This window comes from Cellulomonas cellasea, assembly GCF_006538745.1.
Taxonomy (GTDB): Bacteria; Actinomycetota; Actinomycetes; order Actinomycetales; family Cellulomonadaceae; genus Cellulomonas_A; species Cellulomonas_A cellasea.
Genome location: NZ_BJLR01000022.1, coordinates 117096 through 137943, shown reverse-complemented (window position 1 = coordinate 137943; position 20848 = coordinate 117096). Strand labels below are relative to the sequence as shown.

General features: G+C 75.5%; 22 protein-coding genes. 11 read left to right on the top strand and 11 right to left on the bottom strand.

What is annotated here, in order from left to right; translation table 11 throughout:
• Nucleotides 1–51 precede the first annotated feature (51 nt).
• From CCE01nite_RS12825 to secA, 3 genes are all read left to right on the top strand, one after another.
• Complete coding sequence (locus CCE01nite_RS12825) at nt 52–1407, top strand: winged helix-turn-helix domain-containing protein (protein ID WP_371861042.1); 1356 nt, start codon at nt 52–54, stop codon at nt 1405–1407.
• Entirely contained in the window at nt 1404–2414 is a 1011-nt protein-coding gene (locus CCE01nite_RS12820; RefSeq protein WP_218026476.1) for a DMT family transporter, read from the top strand. Before CCE01nite_RS12825 ends, CCE01nite_RS12820 begins: the two co-directional genes overlap by 4 nt.
• 99 nt (nt 2415–2513) lie before the next feature.
• Nucleotides 2514–5321 carry a preprotein translocase subunit SecA gene (gene secA / locus CCE01nite_RS12815; RefSeq protein WP_141372476.1) on the top strand — a complete coding sequence of 936 codons (2808 nt, stop codon included), beginning with the start codon at nt 2514–2516 and terminating at the stop codon, nt 5319–5321.
• Between the two features lie 208 nt (nt 5322–5529).
• Here the strand turns inward: secA and CCE01nite_RS12810 are convergent, their stop codons facing one another.
• Both CCE01nite_RS12810 and CCE01nite_RS12805 read right to left on the bottom strand, forming a co-directional pair.
• A complete protein-coding gene (locus CCE01nite_RS12810; protein ID WP_141372474.1) occupies nt 5530–6054 on the bottom strand; it encodes an Rv3235 family protein in 525 nt (174 codons plus the stop codon).
• A 653-nt stretch (nt 6055–6707) separates the two neighbouring features.
• Entirely contained in the window at nt 6708–7790 is a 1083-nt protein-coding gene (locus CCE01nite_RS12805; protein ID WP_141372472.1) for a LysM peptidoglycan-binding domain-containing protein, read from the bottom strand.
• A gap of 198 nt (nt 7791–7988) precedes the next feature.
• Between CCE01nite_RS12805 and CCE01nite_RS12800 the strand changes: the two genes are divergently transcribed.
• The gene (locus CCE01nite_RS12800; RefSeq protein ID WP_034635233.1) at nt 7989–8507 is read left to right on the top strand and encodes a hypothetical protein; all 519 of its coding nucleotides are present in this window, start codon (nt 7989–7991) and stop codon (nt 8505–8507) included.
• Nucleotides 8508–8532: 25 nt separating this feature from the next.
• On the opposite strand, the gene CCE01nite_RS12795 is transcribed toward CCE01nite_RS12800, so the two are convergent.
• Nucleotides 8533–8763: a helix-turn-helix domain-containing protein gene (locus tag CCE01nite_RS12795; RefSeq protein ID WP_034635236.1), complete on the bottom strand. Its 231-nt coding sequence runs from the start codon at nt 8761–8763 to the stop codon at nt 8533–8535.
• 121 nt (nt 8764–8884) lie between these two features.
• On the opposite strand from CCE01nite_RS12795, the gene CCE01nite_RS12790 reads away from it, so the two are divergent.
• Genes CCE01nite_RS12790 through CCE01nite_RS12780 form a run of 3 tightly spaced genes read left to right on the top strand, consistent with a single transcriptional unit; the run spans nt 8885 to nt 11396 of the window.
• Complete coding sequence (locus CCE01nite_RS12790) at nt 8885–9550, top strand: hypothetical protein (RefSeq protein ID WP_034635239.1); 666 nt, start codon at nt 8885–8887, stop codon at nt 9548–9550.
• A 14-nt stretch (nt 9551–9564) separates the two neighbouring features.
• Nucleotides 9565–10908: a CpaE/TadZ family protein gene (locus CCE01nite_RS12785; protein WP_246056518.1), complete on the top strand. Its 1344-nt coding sequence runs from the start codon at nt 9565–9567 to the stop codon at nt 10906–10908.
• Nucleotides 10909–10925: 17 nt separating this feature from the next.
• Entirely contained in the window at nt 10926–11396 is a 471-nt protein-coding gene (locus CCE01nite_RS12780; RefSeq protein WP_034635243.1) for a DUF6912 family protein, read from the top strand.
• Nucleotides 11397–11495: 99 nt separating this feature from the next.
• Here the strand turns inward: CCE01nite_RS12780 and CCE01nite_RS12775 are convergent, their stop codons facing one another.
• The 5 genes from CCE01nite_RS12775 to CCE01nite_RS12755 all read right to left on the bottom strand — a co-directional run bounded on the left by CCE01nite_RS12775 (nt 11496) and on the right by CCE01nite_RS12755 (nt 16106).
• Nucleotides 11496–12296, bottom strand: coding sequence for an inositol monophosphatase family protein (locus tag CCE01nite_RS12775; protein ID WP_034635244.1), 801 nt, complete (start codon nt 12294–12296; stop codon nt 11496–11498).
• A gap of 49 nt (nt 12297–12345) precedes the next feature.
• A complete protein-coding gene (rsgA, locus tag CCE01nite_RS12770; RefSeq protein ID WP_052104502.1) occupies nt 12346–13452 on the bottom strand; it encodes a ribosome small subunit-dependent GTPase A in 1107 nt (368 codons plus the stop codon).
• 37 nt (nt 13453–13489) lie between these two features.
• Entirely contained in the window at nt 13490–14809 is a 1320-nt protein-coding gene (gene aroA / locus CCE01nite_RS12765; RefSeq protein WP_034635245.1) for a 3-phosphoshikimate 1-carboxyvinyltransferase, read from the bottom strand.
• Between the two features lie 156 nt (nt 14810–14965).
• Nucleotides 14966–15496, bottom strand: a complete 531-nt coding sequence (locus CCE01nite_RS12760; protein WP_141372470.1) for a DoxX family membrane protein — start codon at nt 15494–15496, stop codon at nt 14966–14968.
• A 76-nt stretch (nt 15497–15572) separates the two neighbouring features.
• The gene (locus CCE01nite_RS12755) at nt 15573–16106 is read right to left on the bottom strand and encodes a ferritin (RefSeq protein WP_034635088.1); all 534 of its coding nucleotides are present in this window, start codon (nt 16104–16106) and stop codon (nt 15573–15575) included.
• Nucleotides 16107–16180: 74 nt separating this feature from the next.
• On the opposite strand from CCE01nite_RS12755, the gene CCE01nite_RS12745 reads away from it, so the two are divergent.
• A complete protein-coding gene (locus CCE01nite_RS12745) occupies nt 16181–16984 on the top strand; it encodes a sigma-70 family RNA polymerase sigma factor (RefSeq protein ID WP_282916300.1) in 804 nt (267 codons plus the stop codon).
• Entirely contained in the window at nt 16981–17274 is a 294-nt protein-coding gene (gene rsrA, locus CCE01nite_RS12740) for a mycothiol system anti-sigma-R factor (RefSeq protein WP_034635090.1), read from the top strand. Before CCE01nite_RS12745 ends, rsrA begins: the two co-directional genes overlap by 4 nt.
• Nucleotides 17275–17361: 87 nt before the next feature.
• Here rsrA and CCE01nite_RS22605 read toward each other — a convergent pair whose 3' ends face one another.
• Nucleotides 17362–17436 carry a 50S ribosomal protein bL37 gene (locus tag CCE01nite_RS22605; protein ID WP_371861044.1) on the bottom strand — a complete coding sequence of 25 codons (75 nt, stop codon included), beginning with the start codon at nt 17434–17436 and terminating at the stop codon, nt 17362–17364.
• A gap of 198 nt (nt 17437–17634) precedes the next feature.
• Between CCE01nite_RS22605 and CCE01nite_RS12735 the strand changes: the two genes are divergently transcribed.
• A complete protein-coding gene (locus CCE01nite_RS12735) occupies nt 17635–18720 on the top strand; it encodes a type IV pilus twitching motility protein PilT (RefSeq protein WP_034635092.1) in 1086 nt (361 codons plus the stop codon).
• 87 nt (nt 18721–18807) lie between these two features.
• Here the strand turns inward: CCE01nite_RS12735 and CCE01nite_RS12730 are convergent, their stop codons facing one another.
• Together CCE01nite_RS12730 and CCE01nite_RS21355 are read right to left on the bottom strand one after the other, a co-directional pair.
• A complete protein-coding gene (locus CCE01nite_RS12730) occupies nt 18808–19413 on the bottom strand; it encodes a GDSL-type esterase/lipase family protein (RefSeq protein WP_034635097.1) in 606 nt (201 codons plus the stop codon).
• A gap of 143 nt (nt 19414–19556) precedes the next feature.
• Entirely contained in the window at nt 19557–19697 is a 141-nt protein-coding gene (locus CCE01nite_RS21355; protein WP_169744060.1) for a hypothetical protein, read from the bottom strand.
• A 94-nt stretch (nt 19698–19791) separates the two neighbouring features.
• On the opposite strand from CCE01nite_RS21355, the gene CCE01nite_RS12725 reads away from it, so the two are divergent.
• Nucleotides 19792–20769: a GlxA family transcriptional regulator gene (locus CCE01nite_RS12725; RefSeq protein ID WP_034635100.1), complete on the top strand. Its 978-nt coding sequence runs from the start codon at nt 19792–19794 to the stop codon at nt 20767–20769.
• Nucleotides 20770–20848 lie beyond the last annotated feature (79 nt).

Below are 20848 nucleotides of genomic sequence, written 5' to 3'. Positions count from 1 at the left end.
CGCGGGGGGAGCCCGCCGGAGAGTGTGGGAGCGGGGCGGCAGGATGGGCAGGTGCCCACCTCCCGCCCCGTCCCGCGTCCGGCCAAGGACGACGCACCGCCGCCGGCGCCGCACGCCACCGAGGTCCTCTCGCTGTCCCAGGCCCGGCGCGTCGCGCTGCGGGCGCAGGGCCTCGACCGGCCCCGCGTCGACCGGCCCGGCGGCGTGACGATGCGCCACCTGCAGGGCGTCGTCGACCGGCTCGGGCTGCTGCAGATCGACTCGGTCAACGTGCTGGCGCGCGCCCACCTCATGCCCACGTACTCGCGCGTCGGCCCGTACGACCACGCGCTGCTCGACCGGGCCGCCGGGCGTGCACCGCGCCGCCTCGTCGAGGCCTGGGCGCACGAGGCGTCGTTCGTGCCGCCCGAGACGTACCGCCTGCTCGGCTGGCGGCGGCGCGGCTACCTCACGTACGCGTGGGGCTCGATCCGCGACGTGCCGCTCCAGCACGCCGACGTCGTCCGCGAGATCCGCGACCTGATCGCTGCCTCCGGCCCGATGACCGCGAGCCAGGTGCACGCGCTGTACGAGCACGAGCACCCGGCCGACCGCACGGAGTGGGGGTGGAACTGGACCGTCGCCAAGCGCGCGCTCGAGTTCCTGTTCTTCACCGGGGAGGTCACCGCCGCGCGCCGGAACGCCCAGTTCGAGCGGTGCTACGACCTCACGGAGCGCGTGCTCCCGCCCGAGGTCGCGGCGCAGCCCGAGCCGTCCGACGGCGACGCGGTCCGGGCACTCGTCGAGATCGGGGCGCGCGCGCACGGGATCGGGACGGCGCGCTGCTTCGCCGACTACTTCCGGCTCAAGGGCCCCCGGGTGGCCCGCGCGGTCACCGAGCTCGTCGACGCCGGGGTGCTGCGCCCCGTCGCCGTGCACGGGTGGGACCGGCCGGTGTACCTGCACCGCGACGCGTCGCTCCCGCGCCGGGCGGAGGGGCGCACGCTGCTCAGTCCGTTCGACCCGCTCGTGTTCGAGCGGCGCCGCCTCGAGGAGCTCTTCGGGCTGCGGTACCGCATCGAGATCTACGTCCCGGCGGCCAAGCGCGTGCACGGCTACTACGTGCTGCCCTTCCTGCTCGGGGAGCGGCTCGTCGCGCTCGTCGACCTCAAGGCCGACCGGCGTGCCGGGGTGCTGCGCGTGCACGCCGCCCACACCGCACCGCCGGCGCCGACCGCGGCCGCCGAGCGCGGCGCGCGCACCGGGCGGACGGCCGACGTCCCGGGCGAGCTCGCCGCCGAGCTCCGCGTGCTCGCGCGCTGGCTCGGGCTCGACGGCATCGAGGTCGGTGCGCCCGACGCTGCCGGGGAGGGCCGGGAGCTGCGCGGGGACCTCGCGCTGCCGCTCGCCGGGGCGCTCGCGGGGTGAGCGCGGCCGACGTGCCAGCGGCGGCGGACGGGCCGGCCGAGGCCGACGGGCCGGCGGCGGCGGACGGGCCGGCCGAGGCCGACGTGCCGGCGGCGGCCGACGTGGCGGACGCGGCCGCGGGTCGGCGCCGGGTCCTCGACGGCTTCGCGCTCGTCGTGCTCGGCGCGCTCCTGTGGGGCACGGGCGGCGTCGCCGGGACGGTCCTCGCGCGCGAGACGGACCTGCCGATGCTCGCCGTCGCGTCGTACCGCCTGCTCGTCGGGGGAGGAGCGCTCGTCGTCGTGCTCGCGCTCACCGGCCGGCTGGGCGGCGTCGGACGCTCGCGTGCCGTCGCGGTGCGCGTCGCGACGACGGCGGTGCTCGCGGCCGTCTACCAGGCGTTCTACTTCGTCGCGGTCGGGATCGCGTCCGTCTCGGTCCCGACGCTCGTGGCGCTCGGCGCGTCGCCGGTGCTCGTCGCCGCGGCGACGGTCGTCCTCAGCCGGCGTCGGCCCGCGGCGCGCGTGCTCGTCGCGCTGGGCCTCGCGCTCGCCGGCCTCGTGCTGCTCGTCGGCGTGCCCACCGGGCCGGGCGCGACCGCGGGCGCGCTGCTCGCGCTCGTGTCGGCCGCCGCGTTCGCGACCATGACGCTGCTCAACGGCCGCCCGGTGCCCGGCCTCGCGCCGCTGCCCCTCACGGCGCTGTCCTTCACCCTCGGCGGCCTGCTGCTGCTCCCCGTCGCCGCGACGCTCGGCGGCGGCCTCGCGCTGCCCCCCGCAGCGTCCGGAACCGCGGGCTGGCTGCTCCTCGCGTTCCTGGGGCTCGTGCCGACGGCGCTCGCGTACGGCGCGTACTTCACTGGCCTGCGCACGGTCCCGGCGACGACGGCCTCGGTCGTCGCGCTGCTCGAGCCGCTCACCGGTGCCGTGCTCGCGGCGCTGCTCCTGGGGGACCGGCTCGGGTGGCCGGGGCTCGTGGGCGGGGCTCTGCTGGGGGCGGCCGTGGTGGTTCTTCGACCGAGACCCTGACCTCGCCTACGATGGTCGGGGTCCGGCCGCGCGGTCGGGCACACCGAGCTCGCCCCGATGCCGCCGGCGTGCGGGGCCAGTCAACGTCGGGAGTCACGCGTGCCTGCGATCCTCGAGAAGGTCCTGCGCTTCGGCGAAGGCCGGATCGTCAAGAAGCTGTCCGGTCTCGCTCAGCAGGTCAACGTGCTCGAGGCGGACTTCGAGAGCCTGTCCGATGCCGAGCTCCGCGAGGAGACCGACCGCTTCAAGGCCCGGCTGGCCGACGGCGCGTCGCTCGACGACCTCCTGCCGGAGGCGTTCGCGGCCGTCCGCGAGGCGTCGCGGCGCACCCTCGGTCAGCGGCACTTCGACGTCCAGCTCATGGGCGGTGCGGCGCTGCACCTCGGCAACATCGCCGAGATGAAGACCGGTGAGGGCAAGACGCTCGTCGCGACCGCCCCGGCGTACCTCAACGCGCTCACGGGCAAGGGCGTGCACGTCGTCACGGTCAACGACTACCTCGCGAGCTACCAGGCCGAGCTCATGGGCCGCGTCTACCGGTTCCTCGGCCTGACCAGCGGCGTCATCCTGTCGAACCAGACCCCCGCGCAGCGCCGCGAGCAGTACGCCGCGGACATCACGTACGGCACGAACAACGAGTTCGGTTTCGACTACCTGCGCGACAACATGGCGTGGAGCTCCGAGGAGCTCGTGCAGCGCGGCCACAACTTCGCGATCGTCGACGAGGTCGACTCGATCCTCATCGACGAGGCGCGCACGCCGCTCATCATCTCGGGGCCCGCGTCGGGCGACACGAACCGCTGGTACGCGGAGTTCGCCAAGGTCGTCCGCCGCCTGCAGGTCGAGCGCGACTACGAGGTCGACGAGAAGAAGCGCACCGTCGGCGTGCTCGAGCCCGGCATCGCGCGCGTCGAGGACTACCTCGGCATCGACAACCTGTACGAGTCGCTCAACACGCCGCTCATCGGGTTCCTCAACAACGCGATCAAGGCCAAGGAGCTCTTCAAGCGCGACAAGGACTACGTCGTCATCAACGGCGAGGTCCTCATCGTCGACGAGCACACGGGCCGCATCCTCCCGGGCCGCCGCTACAACGAGGGCATGCACCAGGCCATCGAGGCCAAGGAGGGCGTGAACATCAAGGCGGAGAACCAGACGCTCGCCACGATCACGCTGCAGAACTACTTCCGCCTGTACGCCAAGCTCGCGGGCATGACGGGTACCGCCGAGACCGAGGCCGCCGAGTTCCTCGGCACCTACAAGCTCGGCGTCGTCCCGATCCCCACGAACCGCCCGATGCAGCGCATCGACCAGGGCGACCTCGTCTACAAGAACGAGGACGGCAAGTACGACGCGGTCGTCGCGGACATCGTCGAGCGCCACGCCAAGGGCCAGCCCGTGCTCGTCGGCACGGTCAGCGTCGAGAAGAGCGAGCTCCTCTCCGCGAAGCTCAAGAAGCAGGGCGTCCCGCACGAGGTCCTCAACGCCAAGCAGCACGCGCGTGAGGCGTCGATCGTCGCGCAGGCCGGCCGCAAGGGCGCCGTCACGGTCGCGACGAACATGGCCGGCCGAGGCACCGACATCATGCTCGGCGGCAACGCCGAGTTCATGGCGGTCGCCGAGCTCGCCGACCGCGGGCTCGACCCCGCCGAGAACGCGGAGGAGTACGAGGCCGCGTGGCCCGGCGCGCTCGCGAAGGCGACCGAGGCCGTCGCCGCGGAGCACGACGAGGTCGTCGAGCTCGGCGGGCTGTACGTGCTGGGCACCGAGCGCCACGAGTCCCGCCGCATCGACAACCAGCTGCGCGGCCGCTCGGGCCGTCAGGGCGACCCGGGCGAGTCCCGGTTCTACCTCTCGCTGCAGGACGACCTCATGCGGCTGTTCAACTCGGGTCTCGCCGAGTCGCTCATGACGCGCGCGGGCTTTCCCGACGACCTGCCGCTCGAGTCGAAGATCGTCACGCGCGGCATCCAGAGCGCGCAGTCGCAGGTCGAGGCGCGCAACTTCGAGATCCGCAAGAACGTCCTGAAGTACGACGACGTGCTCTCGCGCCAGCGCACCGTGATCTACGACGAGCGTCGCCGCGTCCTCGAGGGCGAGGACCTCCAGGAGCAGATCCAGCACTTCACCAAGGACGTGCTCAGCGCGTACGTCGCCGCGGCGACGGCCGAGGGCCGCCCGGAGGAGTGGGACCTCGACGCGCTGTGGACCGCGCTCAAGGCCGTCTACCCGGTGTCGATCACGCCCGACGAGGTCGTCGACCAGGCCGGTGGGGCGACGCGCCTGAGCGCCGAGCTCATCGAGGCCGAGGTCCTCTCCGACGCGGAGCACGCCTACGCCGCGCGCGAGGCCGAGCTGGGCGCGGACAACGTGCGTCAGCTCGAGCGCCGCGTCATCCTCTCCGTCCTCGACCGGAAGTGGCGTGAGCACCTCTACGAGATGGACTACCTCAAGGAGGGCATCGGCCTGCGCGCGATGGCCCAGCGCGACCCGCTCGTCGAGTACCAGCGCGAGGGCTTCCAGCTCTTCAACGCGATGACGGACGCGATCAAGGAGGAGTCGGTCGGCTACCTCTTCAACCTCGAGGTCAAGGTCGCCGGTGCCGACGGCGAGGGTGCCTCGGGCGCCCCGGACGTCAGCGCGCAGTCCGCGGCCCAGGCCGCCGCAGCCGCCGGCGGTGCACTGCCTGGTGCTGCGCCAGCCGCCCCCGCCGCCCCGAAGCTGGTCGCGAAGGGCATCGACGGCCCCGAGCGCCGCGCTCCGCTGCAGTACTCGGCGCCGTCGATCGACGGTGATGCGGGTGCCGCGGGCGGGGCGAGCGAGGGCGACGGTGCGCGTGGCGGTGCCGCCGCGGCTCCGACGAACCGCGAGGAGCGCCGCAAGGCCGCCAAGCGCAAGCAGGGCTGATCCACCGCGCGGCCCTCGGGTCGCGTACGACGACGGGGACCGCCGGGCTCGTGCCTGGCGGTCCCCGTCGTCGTGCGCCGGGGATCCTGGCGCGGTGGCGCGGTCGCGCCCGGCTCCGGAACCGCGGCACGACGTCCGCAGCGTCATGGGGCGTCGTGCCGGCCCCGGTCCAGTCCCGCGCTCGTCGGGGGCGGCTGAGGTGCTCCGCTCAGCCGATCTCGAACGCGACGGCTCGCCACGCGCCGCGCCACATCTCGAGGCGCAGCGCGATCGCCCGCACGCGGGTGCCGTCGTCGACCACGACCGCGGCCTCCGCGATGTGCTCGCCGAGGCGGCACACCCGGACGCGCAGGATCTCCGGGCGCCGGGTCGCGGCGGTCCGGCCCAGGACCCGCACGGTCAGCGCGGTGCGGCCGGCGAGCTGCTCGAACACCTGCGGGCTGACCCACCGCGCGAGCTGCGCGACGGAGCGGGTCCCGCGCAGCGCCTCCGTGGCCGCGAGCGCGAGCGCGCAGCACACCGGCGTGGGGTCCGGCATCGGGGCCGTCTCGCGCGGCGGCTCGGCAGCACGGGCGGCCCGCTCGGCCGCGAGGGTCGCGCGGCGCCGCGCCAGGAGTCGCTGCTCCAGCGTCGGGGGGCGCGTGTGACCCGGGCCCGTGCTCGGTGCCGGGCGCGCGGCCGGCGGGAGCGTCGGGACGAGGCGGGCCTCGAGGGTGCGCGACGCCGGGGCCACCGGCCCGGGGTGGAGGACGCGGGAGGGAGGCGCCTGTGTCGGGTCGCGCGCGTCCGGAGCGCGGCGGCGGTCCGCGGCGGGCGAGGGGGCCGTCGTCCCGCCGACGGGACGGCGGGCGGAGGCGGCGCGGCTCGAGTCGGAGTCGTAGCCCGAGCCCGAGCCCGAGCCCGAGCCAGTGCCAGTGCCAGTGCCAGTGCCAGTGCCGGAGCCGGAGCCGGAGCCCGAGCTGGAGCTGGAGCTGGAGCTGGAGCTGGAGCCTGATCCCGAGGCCGAGGCCGAGGCCGAGTCCCGGTCGGAGCCGGGACGGGTGGCGTCGCCCGCCGGGGCGCTCCCGCAGGGGACCTCCCCGGTGGTGGAGCCGGGTGCACGCGAGGCCCGCTCGCCGGGCCGCCCGGTCGGGACGGCGGAGCCGTCGGTCCCGGAGCAGGCCACGTGCGCGGCGACCCCGGACGAGGCGTGTCCAGCGACCCGGTTGAGCTCGAGCGTCGTCATGTGCGGCTCCTTCGCGTGCGCGGTGGCGAGAGGCGACGGGAGCCGGCCCTCGGAGCGGGGGACCCGCTCGGTGTGCGCGGGGCGCCGTGAGGGCGCACCGCTGTGGCCGAGGTCCGGCAGGTCGGCCGTCGCCTGTGCGGCCGACGGGACCAGCAGGACGCTCATCGGGTGCTGCCCGACGTCGAACCGGTGCTGGGCACCCGGAGGACCTGACCGGGCAGGAGGAGGCCGGGATCGGCGCCGATGACGTCGGCGTTCGCGGCGTACCAGCGCGGCCACTCGGCGGCGACCTCCTGGTCGGACGCGTCCGGCCCGAGCGCGCGCTGCGCGATCCGCCAGAGGCTGTCGCCCGTCGCGACGACGACGGTCTGGCCGGACGCCGCGCCGCCGGGCCCGGGGCCGGCGGGGGAGGTGCTGCGGCTGCTCGCGGTCGGGGGCGTCGTCGCCAGGGTCGCCGACGGCGTCGAGGCGTGCCCCGCCGCCTGCGTGCTGCGTCGAGTGGCGAGGCCACCCTCGTCCGCGCCTGCACCCGCGGCTGCGCCACCACCCGTGACTGCGCCCGGACCTGCACCGGCGCCAGAACCGCGGCCGTCCGCCGTGGACGGTGCTGCGCTGTCGGCCGCGGACCTGTCCTGCTCGACACCCGCCGACCCTCGGGCGTCCGCCGGTCCGGCAGCCGCCGAGTCGCTCGGCGCGGCACCGGGTGTCCCGGCCGGGGCCGGTGCGTCCGCAGCCTGCTCCTCCGGGGCAGTCCGCGACGAGTCCCCGGCGACGTGCTGCGTCGAGGCGGGGGTCGGCGCGGGCGCGGAGGCCGAGCTCGTCGCGCTCCACCCGACGTCGAGCCCGTCGCCCGGTGCCGTCGCGTGCGCCCCGACCGCTCCGGAGACGCCGATGCCGGCACCGAGCGCGACGACGAGCGCGCGCCGGACGAGTCCCGGCGCGTGCTGGGCGACGGCGCGCTCGCCCGCGCGCCAGGTGATCCCGACGGCCCGCGCCGCCGCACACAGCGTCGCGACGGCGAGACCCCACACCAGCCAGGCCACGAACGCGAGGCCGAGGCCGACGACGCCGAGCTCGACGACCCGGTCGACGGACACGGTGGCGGGGTCGACCGGGAGCAGCGAGCGCAGCCGCACGCCGAGCGCGACCGCGAGGGCGGCGGAGGCGACGAGGCCGAGCGGGAGCGCCGCTCCGGCGAGCAGCCGCACACCGATGTGTGGCGTGGTCGTTCTGTGTCCTCGCATGCGTGCCCCCGGCTCGTGATCGCAGGGAGCGGCGGCCGCTGCGATGCAGTTGTTTGATGCAGTTTGGTGTTGCTTGGTGCTAGGTGTACTGCATCTGGCCCCAGGGGTCCACCACCTGTCCACAACCGCGGGGGATCGGCGTGGCCGCCTGCTCGCGTCCCGGCCGAGACCGGCCCTCGCGTGGCCTAGCGTGGGCGGATGCGCTGGGAGGCACTGTTCGCGGACCTGGAGGCGCAGCTCGGGGCGGCGCGTGCGACCGAGGCCGCGGCCGACGTCGCCGAGCTCACGCGGGCGGAGCGCGCCACGGTCGAGCTCGGCTCACGGCTGAGGGCGGCCCACGGCCACGTGCTGACCCTCCGGTCCGGCGCCGCGCGCGTCACGGGGACGGTGCTCGACGTGGCCGAGCAGTGGGTCCTGCTGGCGGACGGCCCGGCGCGCTGGCTCGTGCCCACCGCAGGCGTCACCGCGGTGCGCGGCCTCCCGCTGCACGCAGCGCCAGCGCCGGGGGCGGTCGAGCGCCGGCTCTCGCTCGGTCACGCGCTCCGAGCCGTCGCCCGGGACCGCGCCACGGTGCGGGTCGTGCTCGACGACGAGGAGCTCAGCGGCCGGGTCGACCGGGTGGGCGCCGACCACCTCGACCTGACGGTCCCCGACCCGCGTCCCGGTGCGGTGTGGGCCGTGCCGTTCCGTGCGGTGCGCGCCGTGCGGACGGGCTGAACCCACCGGCCCGATCGCGCTCGCGTCAGCGCTGCGCGCCCTCGTCGACGTCGTGCTCGGTCTCGATGCGCGCGCGCGTCTGGGCGTACATGCGCTCGATGTACCGCTCGAGCTCACTCGACTCGACGCGCCACTGGAGCCGCCCGCCGATCTGGATCGCCGGCAGCTCGCCCGAGCGCACCAGCGCGTAGGCCTGCGCCGCCGAGATGTTGAGCACCTCGGTCACGTCGGCCAGCGTGAGGAACCTGGGAGCCATGACCGCAGTGTGGCACGCCGTCGCACGGGCCCCGCGTCGTCCACAAGGCTGTGCACGAGATGTCCGGAACGTCGGCATGATGGGCACCTCCACCCGGTCCGGCGCAGCATCAGGGAGTCGCATGAGCACGTCCGTGCTTGACCTGCCAGCACCTCTCGCGACGCGGCTGCGTCGTCCCGGCTGGCGCGACCCGCGCCTCCTGGTCGGCCTCGCGATGGTCGCCGGCTCGGTCGCGCTGGGCTCGTGGGTCGTGCAGGAGGCCCAGCGGACGACCGGGGTCTACGTCGCGCGCGACGCGCTCACGCCCGGGTCGGGGGTGACCGGCGACGAGCTCGCCGTCGCGCAGGTCCGCCTCCCCGCGGGCGAGCTCGAGCGGTACGTCACCGTCGCGGACGGCGTCCCCGAGGGAGCAGTCGCGCTGCGGGTCGTCGCGCCGGGCGAGCTCGTCCCGCGCGGCGCGCTCGGGGACGCGCAGGCCCTCGACCTCCGCCCGGTGCCGGTCACGGTCGACGAGGCGCCGTCGCAGGAGGTGGTCCCGGGCGCCCAGGTCGACCTGTGGGAGGTGCCCGCGCGCGGGCCCGAGACCGGTGCGCCGACCCCGGAGCCGCGCGAGCTCGCCGGCGCGCTCACGGTCGCCCAGGTCAGCAGGCCCGAGGGTGCGTTCGTCACCGGCGGGACGACGGTCGTGCACGTGCTCGTCCCCGGCGACCTCCTGCCCGAGGTCCTCGCGGCCGTCGGCGGCGAGGGCTCGGTGCACGTCGTCCACGTGCCCGGGTCGGGGGGCTGAGCGTGTCCGTCGGGGTGCTCTGCGCCATCCGCGGCGCGTCCGAGGCGGGCATCGTGCAGGCGGTCGACGGCACGGCCGGGCGGCTCAGCGTGACGCGTCGGTGCGCCGACCTCACGGAGCTGCTCGCCGCGGCCGAGGCAGGGCTGGGCCGGGTCGCGCTCGTCTCGACCGACCTGCCGATGCTTGACCGGGAGGCCGTCGCCGCGCTGCACCGCTGCGGCGTCCGGGTCGTCGGGCTGGGCGACCCCTCGCTCCCGTGGCAGGGCGAGCGGGCGACCGCGCTCGGCGTCGACCTCGTGGTCGACGCCCCGGAGGACGGCACGGACGCGACGGCGTTCGTGCGCAGCGTCGTCGCGCTGCTCGAGCGCGGTCCGTCGGGGAGCGCCGACACAGTCGACCTGGCCACCGCGGGACCGCCCGCGCCCGGGCCGCAGTACGTCGCGCCCGACGGGGACGACGGCCTTGCGCCGCCCGAGCCGAGCCGGCTCGTCGCGGTGTGGGGTCCGACGGGCGCGCCCGGGCGCACGACGCTCGCGATCAACCTCGCCGCGGAGATCGCGCTCCTCGGCCGCGCCGCCCTGCTGGTCGACGCGGACACGTACGGCGGGACAGTTGCGCAGGCCGTGGGGCTGCTCGACGAGGCGCCGGGCATCGCCGCGGCCGCGCGAGCCGCAGGCCAGGGCACGCTGGACGTCGAGCACCTCGCCCGGCTGACCCCGCTGCTCGCCCCCGGGCTGCGCGTGCTGTCGGGCGTCTCGCGCGCCGACCGGTGGCCCGAGCTCCCGACCGCGTCGCTCGAGGTGGTGTGGACCGTGGCGAGGGCGCTGACCGGCTGGACGGTCGTGGACTGCGGCTTCAGCATCGAGCAGGACGAGGTCCTCAGCTACGACACCCACGCGCCGCACCGCAACGCGGCGACGCTCTCGGCGCTCCAGGAGGCCGACGAGGTCGTCGTGGTCGGCGCCGGTGACCCGATCGGCGTCCAGCGGCTCGTGCGCTCGCTGGGCGAGCTCGCCGAGCTGGGGCTCACGGGACGGCGCACCGTCGTGGTGAACAAGGTCCGCGCGTCGGTCGCCGGTCCGCGGCCCGAGGAGGCGATCGCGTCGGCCCTCGAGCGCTATGCGGGCGTTCAGGCTCCGATCCTCGTCCCGGACGACCGGCAGGCCACCGACGCCGCGCTGCTCGAGGCGCGGCTGCTGCACGAGCTCGTCCCCGGCTCACCCGCCCGTCGCGCGATCGCGACGCTCGCCGCCCAGCTCGTCGGCGGTGGGGTCCGCGCGGACGGGTCCGCCGAGCGGGAGGGTCTCGCGTCACCCGTGGCCGTCGGTGCGCGCGCGTCGCGGGCGGACGGCCCCTGACCCGGCACACTGGTCCCGTGCGCATCTACCTCCCCGCGACCCTCGACGAGCTCGGCGCCTCCTCGGACCCGGCGGGCGGCACGACGTTCGCCGCCCGGCGCGCGCACGCGGTGACCGACGCGCTGCGTGCGGCGCTGCCCGACGAGGACGACGAGGGGCTCGAGTACGCGGCCCAGCTCGCGGCGGCCGACGACGCCCTGCTGCGGATCGCCGCGCACCCCGGCGTCCCCGAGCTGCGGCTCGTGCTCTCGGCCGACGTGCCGGACGCCGCCGTCACGCTCGCGACCGGCGAGGACGACGCCCCGAGCGCGGTCGACGTCACCGTCGACGTGCTGCTGCGCGACGTGGCGTGCGGGCACGTGGACGAGCCCGAGGCCGCGGCGGACGTCCGCGCGGCCCTCAGGGGCGACGAGTCGGCGGTCGAGCGGCTGTCCGAGCGGGACCTGCTCTGGTACGACGCGAGCGAGCTCGGCGCGATCCCGCGCTGAGCCGCGCTTCCGCTCCCGCGCAGCGCCGACCGCCGGCACCGCGCACACGGGAGAGCGGGAGGCGTCGCTGCCGACGGCGCGCCGGCGCGCGGCCGGACCTCAGCCGTCGATCGGGTCGAGGATCTGGAGCGCCGCGTCGTGCAGCTTCCCGTTCGAGACCAGCGCGGACCCGCCGAACGGCCCGGGCACCCCGGTCACGGAGGTGAACCGACCCCCGGCCTCGGTGACGATCGGCACGAGCGCGGCCATGTCGTGCAGCGCGAGCTCAGGCTCGGCGGACAGGTCGACGGCGCCCTCGGCGACGAGCACGTGCGACCAGAAGTCGCCGTACGCGCGCGTGCGCCACACCCGGCGGGTCAGCGTGAGCAGGTGCTCGAGCCGGCCGCGCTCCTCCCAGCCGGACAGGCTCGAGTAGGAGAACGACGCGTCCTGGAGCCGCCCGACGTCGGACACCTGCAGGCGGGTGGCGGCGGCGAGCGACTTGCCGGTCCACGCCCCGGAGCCCTGGGCGGCCCACCAGCGCTTGCCGAGCGCGGGGGCGCTCACGACCCCGAGGACGACCTCGTCGCCGTCGATGAGCGCGATGAGCGTGGCCCACACCGGGACGCCGCGCACGAAGTTCTTGGTGCCGTCGATCGGGTCGATGACCCAGCGGCGCGGCCCGTGGCCCGTGTCGGCCATCTCCTCGCCCTGCACGGCGTCGCGTGACCGGGCCCGGCTGAGCTGGCCGCGCACGATCTCCTCGGCGGTGCGGTCGGCGTCGGTGACCGGCGTGAGGTCGGGCTTGGTCTCGACGCGCAGGTCCAGGGCCTTGTAGCGCGCCATCGTCACGGAGTCGACCTGGTCGGCGATGACGTGGGCGAGTCGCAGGTCGTCGGCGTACCCGGGGCGCAGGCTCATGCCGGACAACCTAGCGGCGCACGACGTGCCCCGGGGGGAGCGCCCGGCCTCAGGCGTCCGGCGTGGTCGGCGTGTCGGGCGCCGCGGAGACCGGGGGAGCCTCGGGGTCGGCCGCGCCGGTCCGGCTCGCGAGCAGCCGGCGGAACGACTCGACGCGGGCCGCCCGTGCTGCCCGGACCTCGGCGTCGGGGGCGTCGGCGACCCACTCGTCGAGCGCGCAGTCGGGCGCGTCCGCGGTGTGCGTGCAGCCGCGCGGGCACTCCTCGCCGACCGCCGCCAGGTCGGCGAACGCGCTCAGCAGCCGCGACGGGTCGACGTGCGCGAGCCCGAAGGACCGCACGCCGGGCGTGTCGATGACCCACGTCGGGGCGTCGCCCTCGAGCTCGGGGACCCGCACGCGCAGCGCTATCGCGGACGACGAGGTGTGCCGCCCGCGGCCCGTGACGTCGTTGACGACGCCGGTCGCGCGGTAGGCCCCCGGCACGAGCGCGTTCACGAGCGTCGACTTCCCGACCCCGGAGTGCCCGACGAGCACGGACGCGCGCCCCGCGAGCGCGCGGTGCACCTCGTCGAGCCCGACGATGCCGTCCGGACCGACGCTGGTGACGACGACCCGGACGCCGATCGGCTCGTACAGCGCGACGAGGGGCGCGGGGTCGGCCAGGTCGGCCTTGGTGAGCGCGAGCAGCGCGTCCATCCCGGCGTCGTACGCGGCGACGACGCAGCGGTCGATCATGCGCGTGCGCGGCTCGGGGTCGGCGAGCGCGGTGACGATGACGAGCTGGTCGGCGTTCGCGACGATCACGCGCTCGACGGGGTCGGAGTCGTCGGCGGTGCGGCGCAGCACGGTCGTGCGCTCGACGATCCGGACGATACGCGCGAGCGACCCCTCGGCGCCCGAGGTGTCGCCGACGAGGTCGACGCGGTCGCCGGGGACCACTCGCTCACGCCCGAGCTCGCGGGCCTTCATCGCCGTCACGGGGCGTTCGTCGGGCCCACCCGCGTCCGCCAGCACGGTGTACCGGCCGCGGTCGACGCCCGTGACCAGGGCGACCTCGGAGTCGGCGTGCTCGGGGCGGGTCTTGGTACGGGGGCGCGAGCCGCGGCGTCCGGGGCGGATGCGGACGTCGGACTCGTCGAGCGGGCGACGCGGCACGGTCAGGCGCCTCGTCCGTGGGCTCGTGCGGCGGCGGTCATCCGAGCATGCCCGACCACAGCCCGACGAAGTCGGGGATGGTCTTCGCGGTCGTCGCGACGTCCTCGACCCGCACGCCCGGCACGGCGAGCCCGAGCAGTGCGCCCGCGGTGGCCATGCGGTGGTCGGCGTACGTGCGCACCGTCCCGCCCGTGAGCGGGCGGGGCGTGATGACGAGCCCGTCCGACGTCTGCTCCGCCTGGCCGCCGAGGCGCGTGATCTCGGTCGAGAGGGCCGCGAGCCGGTCGGTCTCGTGGCCGCGCAGGTGCGCGACGCCGCGGATGCGCGTCGGGGAGTCGGCCAGGGCGGCGAGCGCGGCGATCGTCGGCGTGAGCTCGCCCGCGGCGTGCAGGTCGAGGTCGAGGCCATGGATCCGTCCCGTGCCCGTGACCGCGAGCACGTCGCCGTCGAGCCGTGTCGTGGCGCCCATGCGCTCGAGGATCCCGGGCAGCAGCCCGCCCGGCTGCGTCGTCTGCGCGGGCCAGCCCGGCACCCGGACCGTCCCGCCCGCGATCATCGCGGCGCACAGGAACGGTGCGGCGTTCGACAGGTCCGGCTCGACGCGCACGTCGCGCCCCGCGATCGTGCCCGGCTCGACCCGCCAGATCGTCGGGCGGGAGTCGTCGACCGTGACACCGGCCGCCCGCAGGACGTCGACCGTCATCTCGATGTGCGGCAGGCTCGGCAGCGTCGGGCCGGTGTGGCGCAGCGTCAGCCCCTGCTCGAAGCGTGCGGCCGCGAGCAGCAGGCCCGAGACGAACTGGCTCGACCCAGACGCGTCAACGTCGACGTGCCCGCCCCGCACGCGCCCGCGGCCCGTGACGGTGAACGGCAGGTGCCCGGGCTCGCCGTGCTCGTCGACGGGGACCTCGAGCGCGCGCAGCGCCCGCAGCACCGGTCCCATCGGGCGCACGCGCGCGTGCGGGTCGCCGTCGAAGCGGACCGGACCCTCGGCGAGCGCCGCGACCGCCGGCAGGAAGCGCATGACCGTGCCCGCGAGCCCGCAGTCGACGTCGGAGCCGCCGCTCAGGGAGCCGGGAGTCACGACCCAGTCGGACGTCGTCCCCGGGGCGTCCTCGACGCCGATGCCGAGCGCGCGCAGGGCCGCGGCCATGAGCAACGTGTCGCGCGACCGCAGCGCGCCGCGCAGGCGGCTCGGGGAGTCCGCGAGGGCCGCGAGCACGAGGTAGCGGTTCATGAGCGACTTCGAGCCGGGGACCTCGACGGTCGCGTCGAGCGGGCCGGGCGCCTGCGGGGCCGGCCACAGGGCGGCGGCGTGCTCGGCGTCGGGCCGGTCGGTCAGCGCGTCGGTCGTCATGCCGCCAGGTTATCGGCAGGCCCGTCGCGGAGTCTCGCCTGCTCACGGCGCGGTCCGTCGCGGCCGCGCGGCGCGCCCGCGGCCGTTCGACCGGAGCGCGCGTGCGGGCCGGGCCGGGCCGACGGTGCGGGTGCCGCGCGCCCCGGACCTTCGGGCTCAGTCCCGCCCGGGCACCTTCGCCGCGATCGCCGCCGGCACGTGCGCGTGGTCGTCGCGGAAGCGCGCGAGACGCCACGAGACCCCGGGGCGCCCGGCGTAGTCCGCGGCGGCGAGCAGCGCCCCGCCGGTCGCGGACAGCGTGCGCAGCAGGTGCGCGCGCCGCTCACGCGCGGCGTCGGGGCTCCCGACGTGCGCGCCCTTCTTCGCCGGGAGGTCGGCGGCGGCCAGGGGAGCGGTCAGCGCGGCGAGCAGCAGGGCCGACGTGCGCGGCGCGCGGCCGAGCGCGAACGCCAGCCCGGCGAGGGCCGTCGCGGCGCCGTGCACGCGCACGAGCGTCGTGAGCTGCCCGGGCGTGGGCTCGCGGTAGCGGTCGAGCGCGGGGACCTTGCCGCGGGGGACCGACGCGGTGACGCGCTCGAGCGCCCCCCGCGCGACCTCGACGTGCGCGGCGGGGTTGCGGACGGCGTCGACCCCCTGCTGGACGAACGACGACGCGAACAGGGGACGGGCGAACCGGCGGAGCAGCATCGGGGACCTCCTGGGTCGGCGGACTCGGGTCGGGACGGGGACGGGGGTCAGGCGGCGCACGCCCGAGCGCGGCGGCTCACAGCGCGCCACCCGCGGCGGCGGGGGCGTCGGACGACTCTCCGCCGTCGCCGATCTGCTCGCGGGCCACGTAGTTCTCGAGGTCGAAGAGGTTGTCCCGCGCGCGGGTCGCGACCGTCAGCAGCGTCCGCGCGGACGCGACCTCCTCGACCTGCTCCTTGAGGAACCACAGCAGGAACTGCTCGCCGAGCGCGTCGCCCTCCTCGCGGGCCGCGCGGAAGATCGCCTCGATCTGCTCGGTGACCTGCGTCTCCTGCGCGAGCGCGAGGGCGATCGGGTCGATGACCGTCGTGAAGTCGTTTCGGACCGGGCTGCCCGCGGGGATCGCGACGTCGAGGTCCCGGTCGAGCAGGTACTGCACGATCATCAGCGCGTGGTTCCGCTCCTCGACCGCCTGGCGGTAGTAGTGGCGCGCGAGCTGGGGCAGGTCCTGCCCGTCGAACCAGACGGCGATCGCCACGTACTGCTGGTGCGCGTCAAACTCGTGACCGATCTGGGCGCGGAGCAGCTGGAGGAACCTCGAGTCCGTCATGGCGCCACGCTAGTCCTGGACCTGCGGCTCCGCGCCCGGGAATCGACGCGCGCCTCCCCGCGTTGACGACTGTCATGACCTGCTCCACCGAGTGCCCGAGCGTCGTGCTCGACACGAGCCCACCGCCCGCCGGCGTCGTCGGCAGCCCCACGGGGGAGGCCCCCCGCACCCGGACCGCCCGCTCGGTGCGGGTGTCGCTGGACGCCGCGACCCCCCTGGCGGGTCTGCCCGTCCCCGCGGCACTAGGCTCGTCGCTGATGACCGAGGACACGAACCGCGCCCCCGAGGCCGAGGACGACGCCGCCCGCACCGACAGGTTCGAGGCGGAGGCTCTCGTGTACCTCGACCAGCTCTACGGTGCCGCGCTGCGCATGACCCGCAACCCCGCCGACGCCGAGGACCTGGTTCAGGAGACGTTCGCGAAGGCGTTCGCGGCGTTCCACCAGTACCGCCCGGGCACGAACCTCAAGGCCTGGCTGTACCGGATCCTCACCAACACCTTCATCAACACGTACCGCAAGAAGCAGCGCGAGCCGCAGCAGTCGGCGGCCGAGGAGATCGAGGACTGGCAGATCGCGCGCGCCGAGTCGCACACGTCGAGCGGGCTCCGCTCGGCCGAGGCCGAGGCGCTCGACCACCTGCCGGACTCCGACGTCAAGGACGCCCTCGCGCGGATCCCCGAGGACTTCCGCATCGCGGTGTACCTCGCGGACGTCGAGGGCTTCGCGTACAAGGAGATCGCCGAGATCATGGGCACGCCGATCGGGACGGTCATGTCCCGGCTGCACCGCGGCCGGGCCCAGCTGCGCGAGATGCTGCAGGACTACGCACGCGAGCGCGGGCTGGTCGGGACGACGACGCCGGAGGGGACGCGATGAGCACGCTGGAGCCCGGTCCGGGCGCACCCGTGGCGAACGCGTGCGGGACGGACTGCGACGAGGCGCTCGGGCGGCTGTTCGAGTACCTCGACTCCGAGCTCGACGCCCCCGACGCAGAGCGCATCCGCGCGCACCTCGAGGAGTGCGAGCCATGCCTCGGCGAGTACGACGTCGAGGCCGTGGTCAAGAAGCTCGTCAAGCGCTGCTGCCAGGAGGAGGCGCCCGCGGACCTGCGCCTGCGCATCCACGAGCGGCTGACCGTCGCGCGGACGCAGCCAGCCGAGGGCTGACCCGCCACAGACCGCCAGAGACAGGACGAGGGGCCCGGTGCGCGTGCACCGGGCCCCTCGTCATGTCAGCGACCGATCGCCAACGCCTCAGGCGTTGGGACGGTTGCCGTGGTTCGCTGCGCTGCCCTTGCGGGCACGGCGCTTGCGTCCGCGCTTGCTCATCGGTGTCTCCTCGTGTTCTGGCGCGCGTGCTGTGCGCCGGATTCGCGTCCATGGTCCCACAGCGGAGGGGTGCGTCGGTGCGCCGTCCGTCCCGACCTGCACCGACACCCGCCCGGTGCGGCGCCGGGGTGGGCCCCTGCGCGGAAACCGCCCGGCGGAACGTTCAAGTGCGCGCGTCCGGGTCCCGATAGGACGGACGTGAGTGAGCCCCTGTCGGTCATCCCGTTCCTGCACGCCCTTGCGAGCACGGGCGGCTCCGACCTGCACGTCAAGGTCGGCTCCGCACCGCGCATCCGGGTCGACGGCCGGCTGCGCAAGCTGCAGGTCCCCGACCTCAAGCCGCGCGACACCGAGCACATGGTCGCCGAGGTCGTGCCCGAGGAGCTCGTCGAGTCGTTCCGGCACACGCACGAGGCGGACTTCGCGTACTCCGTGCCGGGCGTCGGGCGGTTCCGCGTCAACGCCTACCAGGCGCGCGGCACGTTCGGCATGGTCTTCCGGCGGGTCGCCGTCGGAGCGCAGTCGCTCGGCGAGCTCGGGCTCCCCGAGGTCGTGGGTGAGCTCGCGCTCGAGCCGCGCGGGCTCGTGCTCGTGACCGGCCCGACGGGCTCGGGCAAGACGACGACGCTCGCGTCGATGGTCGACCTCATCAACGTGTACCGCGAGGTCAACATCGTCACGATCGAGGACCCGATCGAGATCCTGCACCAGGACAAGAAGGCGATCATCTCCCAGCGCGAGGTCGGCCAGGACACCGCCGACTTCACCGCGGCGCTGCGTGCGGCGATGCGCCAGGACCCCGACGTGATCCTCGTCGGCGAGATGCGCGACGTCGAGACGGTCCGCGCGGCGCTCTCCGCGGCCGAGACAGGGCACCTGGTGCTCTCGACGCTGCACACGATCGACGCGGGCGAGACGATCAACCGCATCGTCGACTTCTTCCCGCCGCACGAGCAGAAGCAGGTGCGCGTGGCGCTCGCGCAGGCGCTGCGCGGGATCGTGTCGCAGCGGCTCGTCCGCCGGGCGAACGGCACGGGGCGGTGCGCCGCGATCGAGGTCATGGTCAACACGGGCCGGACCGCCGACGCGATCGTCGACCCGCAGAACGCGCCGCCGCTGCTCGACCTGATCCGCGACGGCGAGTACTACAAGATGCAGACGTTCGACCAGCACCTGTTCCAGCTCATCCGCGACGACGTCGTGACCTACGAGGAGGCGTGCTCGGTCGCGTCCAACCCGCAGGACCTCACGGTCGAGCTGCGCGCGGCGGGCCTGGTCTCCTAGCGGCGCACCGCGGGCTCGGCACGGACGGCAGGTCGGCGCTGCGGCGCGGGCCTGCCGTCGTGCTGTGCGGAGTGGCGTCGGGCGGCGTCAGGCCGCGTCGTCGGGCAGCCCGAGCCAGGTGTGCCACCCGGTGTGCAGCACCAGCCAGGCCATGAGCCCGTAGCCGGCCTGGCCGGGCAGCAGGCCGTCGCCGGCGGCGAGGTCCCCGAGCCACTGCTCGTGCGCGGCGAGGGGCTCGTAGGTGTCGACGTAGGGCACCCGCCGGCGCATCGCGACGTCGCCGTACGCCGCGGAGAGGTCGGAGAGCGCGTCGCCGTCGACGGCCCGGCCGGGCGGTGGCCCGACGACGAACGCGGGGACGCGGCGCTGCTCGGCGACGTCGAGGATGTTGGCGAGGTTGAGCCGGCTGCGGGCGAGCGAGAGCCCGGCGCCGGCGTCGGCCCGCCCGAGCGCGATCACGAGGCGGTTGTCGGCGTCCGGGGTGAACCGGCGCGCGACCTCCTCCTCCCACCGGGCGCCGAGCGCCGTGGTGGTCTCGCCCGGCACCGCGAGCGTGAAGACGCCGAGGGGCGAGGCGGTGCGCGTGCGGCCGGCGACGCGACCGACCCAGCCGAGGCCCTTGGGGTCGCCGACGCCCGCGGCGAGCTCGTCGCCGATCACCGCCAGGCGCACCGGCAGCTCGCCCACAGTCATCACTCCCACCCGTCTCGCGCGTCCGCGGGCACGGGAGTGTTCCCCCGGTCCTCGGCACAGTCCGGCCAACAGTGTCTCAGGCCGTACGCGTGTGCGAGCGGTCATCCGCAGGCGCGCCGGATCACCCGTGCGGGTGGAGGTGGTCAGGCGCGGACGGGGTGGTCGTGCTCGTGCGAGCGAGGCGGGGGACGCAGGCCGTAGCCGTCCTCGCGGACGACGGCGACGAGGCGGGCGACCCACCAGACGAGGAGGGCGACGGCGAGGACGATCAGGAAGAGGCTCATGGCAGAAAGTCTGCGACAGCCGTGTTCCTGCCGACAGTGGCAGGACCGACGGTGGTCGTTGAAGTTCTGCCAAGCCCGTGGCCATACTGGGCGCATGCTGCGCTCCGTGACCGCGATCGTCCTGCCGGGGGTCGCCCCGTTCGAGCTCGGCGTCGTGTGCGAGGTCTTCGGGATCGACCGCCGCGACACCGGCGGCCCGGTGTTCGACTTCACGATCTGCGGCGTCGAGCCCGGGCTCGTCCCGACGAAGCTCGGGCTGGGGATCATGGTCGAGCGCGGGCTCGACGCGACCGAGGGCGTCGACCTCGTGGTGCTGCCCGCGTACGGCTCGCCCGCCGCGCTGCCCCCGGCCGTCGGGGAGGCCCTGCGCGCCGCGCACGCCCGCGGTGCCTGGGTGCTGAGCGTCTGCAGCGGCGCGTTCGGGCTCGCCGAGGCCGGGCTGCTCGACGGCCGTCGCTGCACGACGCACTGGATGTACACCGACCAGCTCGCGCGCGAGTACCCGCTCGCCCAGGTGGACCCCGCCGTGCTCTACGTCGAGGACGACGGGATCATCACCAGCGCCGGCACCGCCGCGGGCATCGACGCGTGCCTGCACCTCGTGCGTCGCGAGCTCGGGACCGCCCCCGCCGCGGCCATCGCTCGGCGCATGGTCGTGCCGCCGCACCGCGACGGCGGCCAGGCGCAGTACGTCGACACCCCGCTGCCGTGCGACGCCGACACCCTCGCACCCCTGCTCGCGTGGATGGTCGAGCACCTCGACGCCGAGCTCGCGGTGCCCGAGCTGGCCGCGCGGGCCCTGATGTCCGAGCGCACGTTCGCCCGCCGGTTCCGCGCCGAGACCGGCACCACGCCAGCCGCCTGGGTCACGCGCCAGCGGCTCTCGCGCGCGCAGGAGATGCTCGAGCGTACCGACGCGAGCATCGAGGAGATCGCCCGCCGCTGCGGGTTCGGCAGCGCGTCGGTGCTGCGGCACCACTTCGCGCGGGCGCTCGACACGAGCCCGCAGGCCTACCGGCGGACGTTCGCCAACCCCGCGCCGCGGGCCGCGGCGGACGAGGTGCGCGTCTGAGGGAACGCTCCGGCACCCGCCCCGCAGACGCCGGACGCCGCGCCCCCGGGCGGGAGCGCGGCGTCCGTCGTTCCGGCGT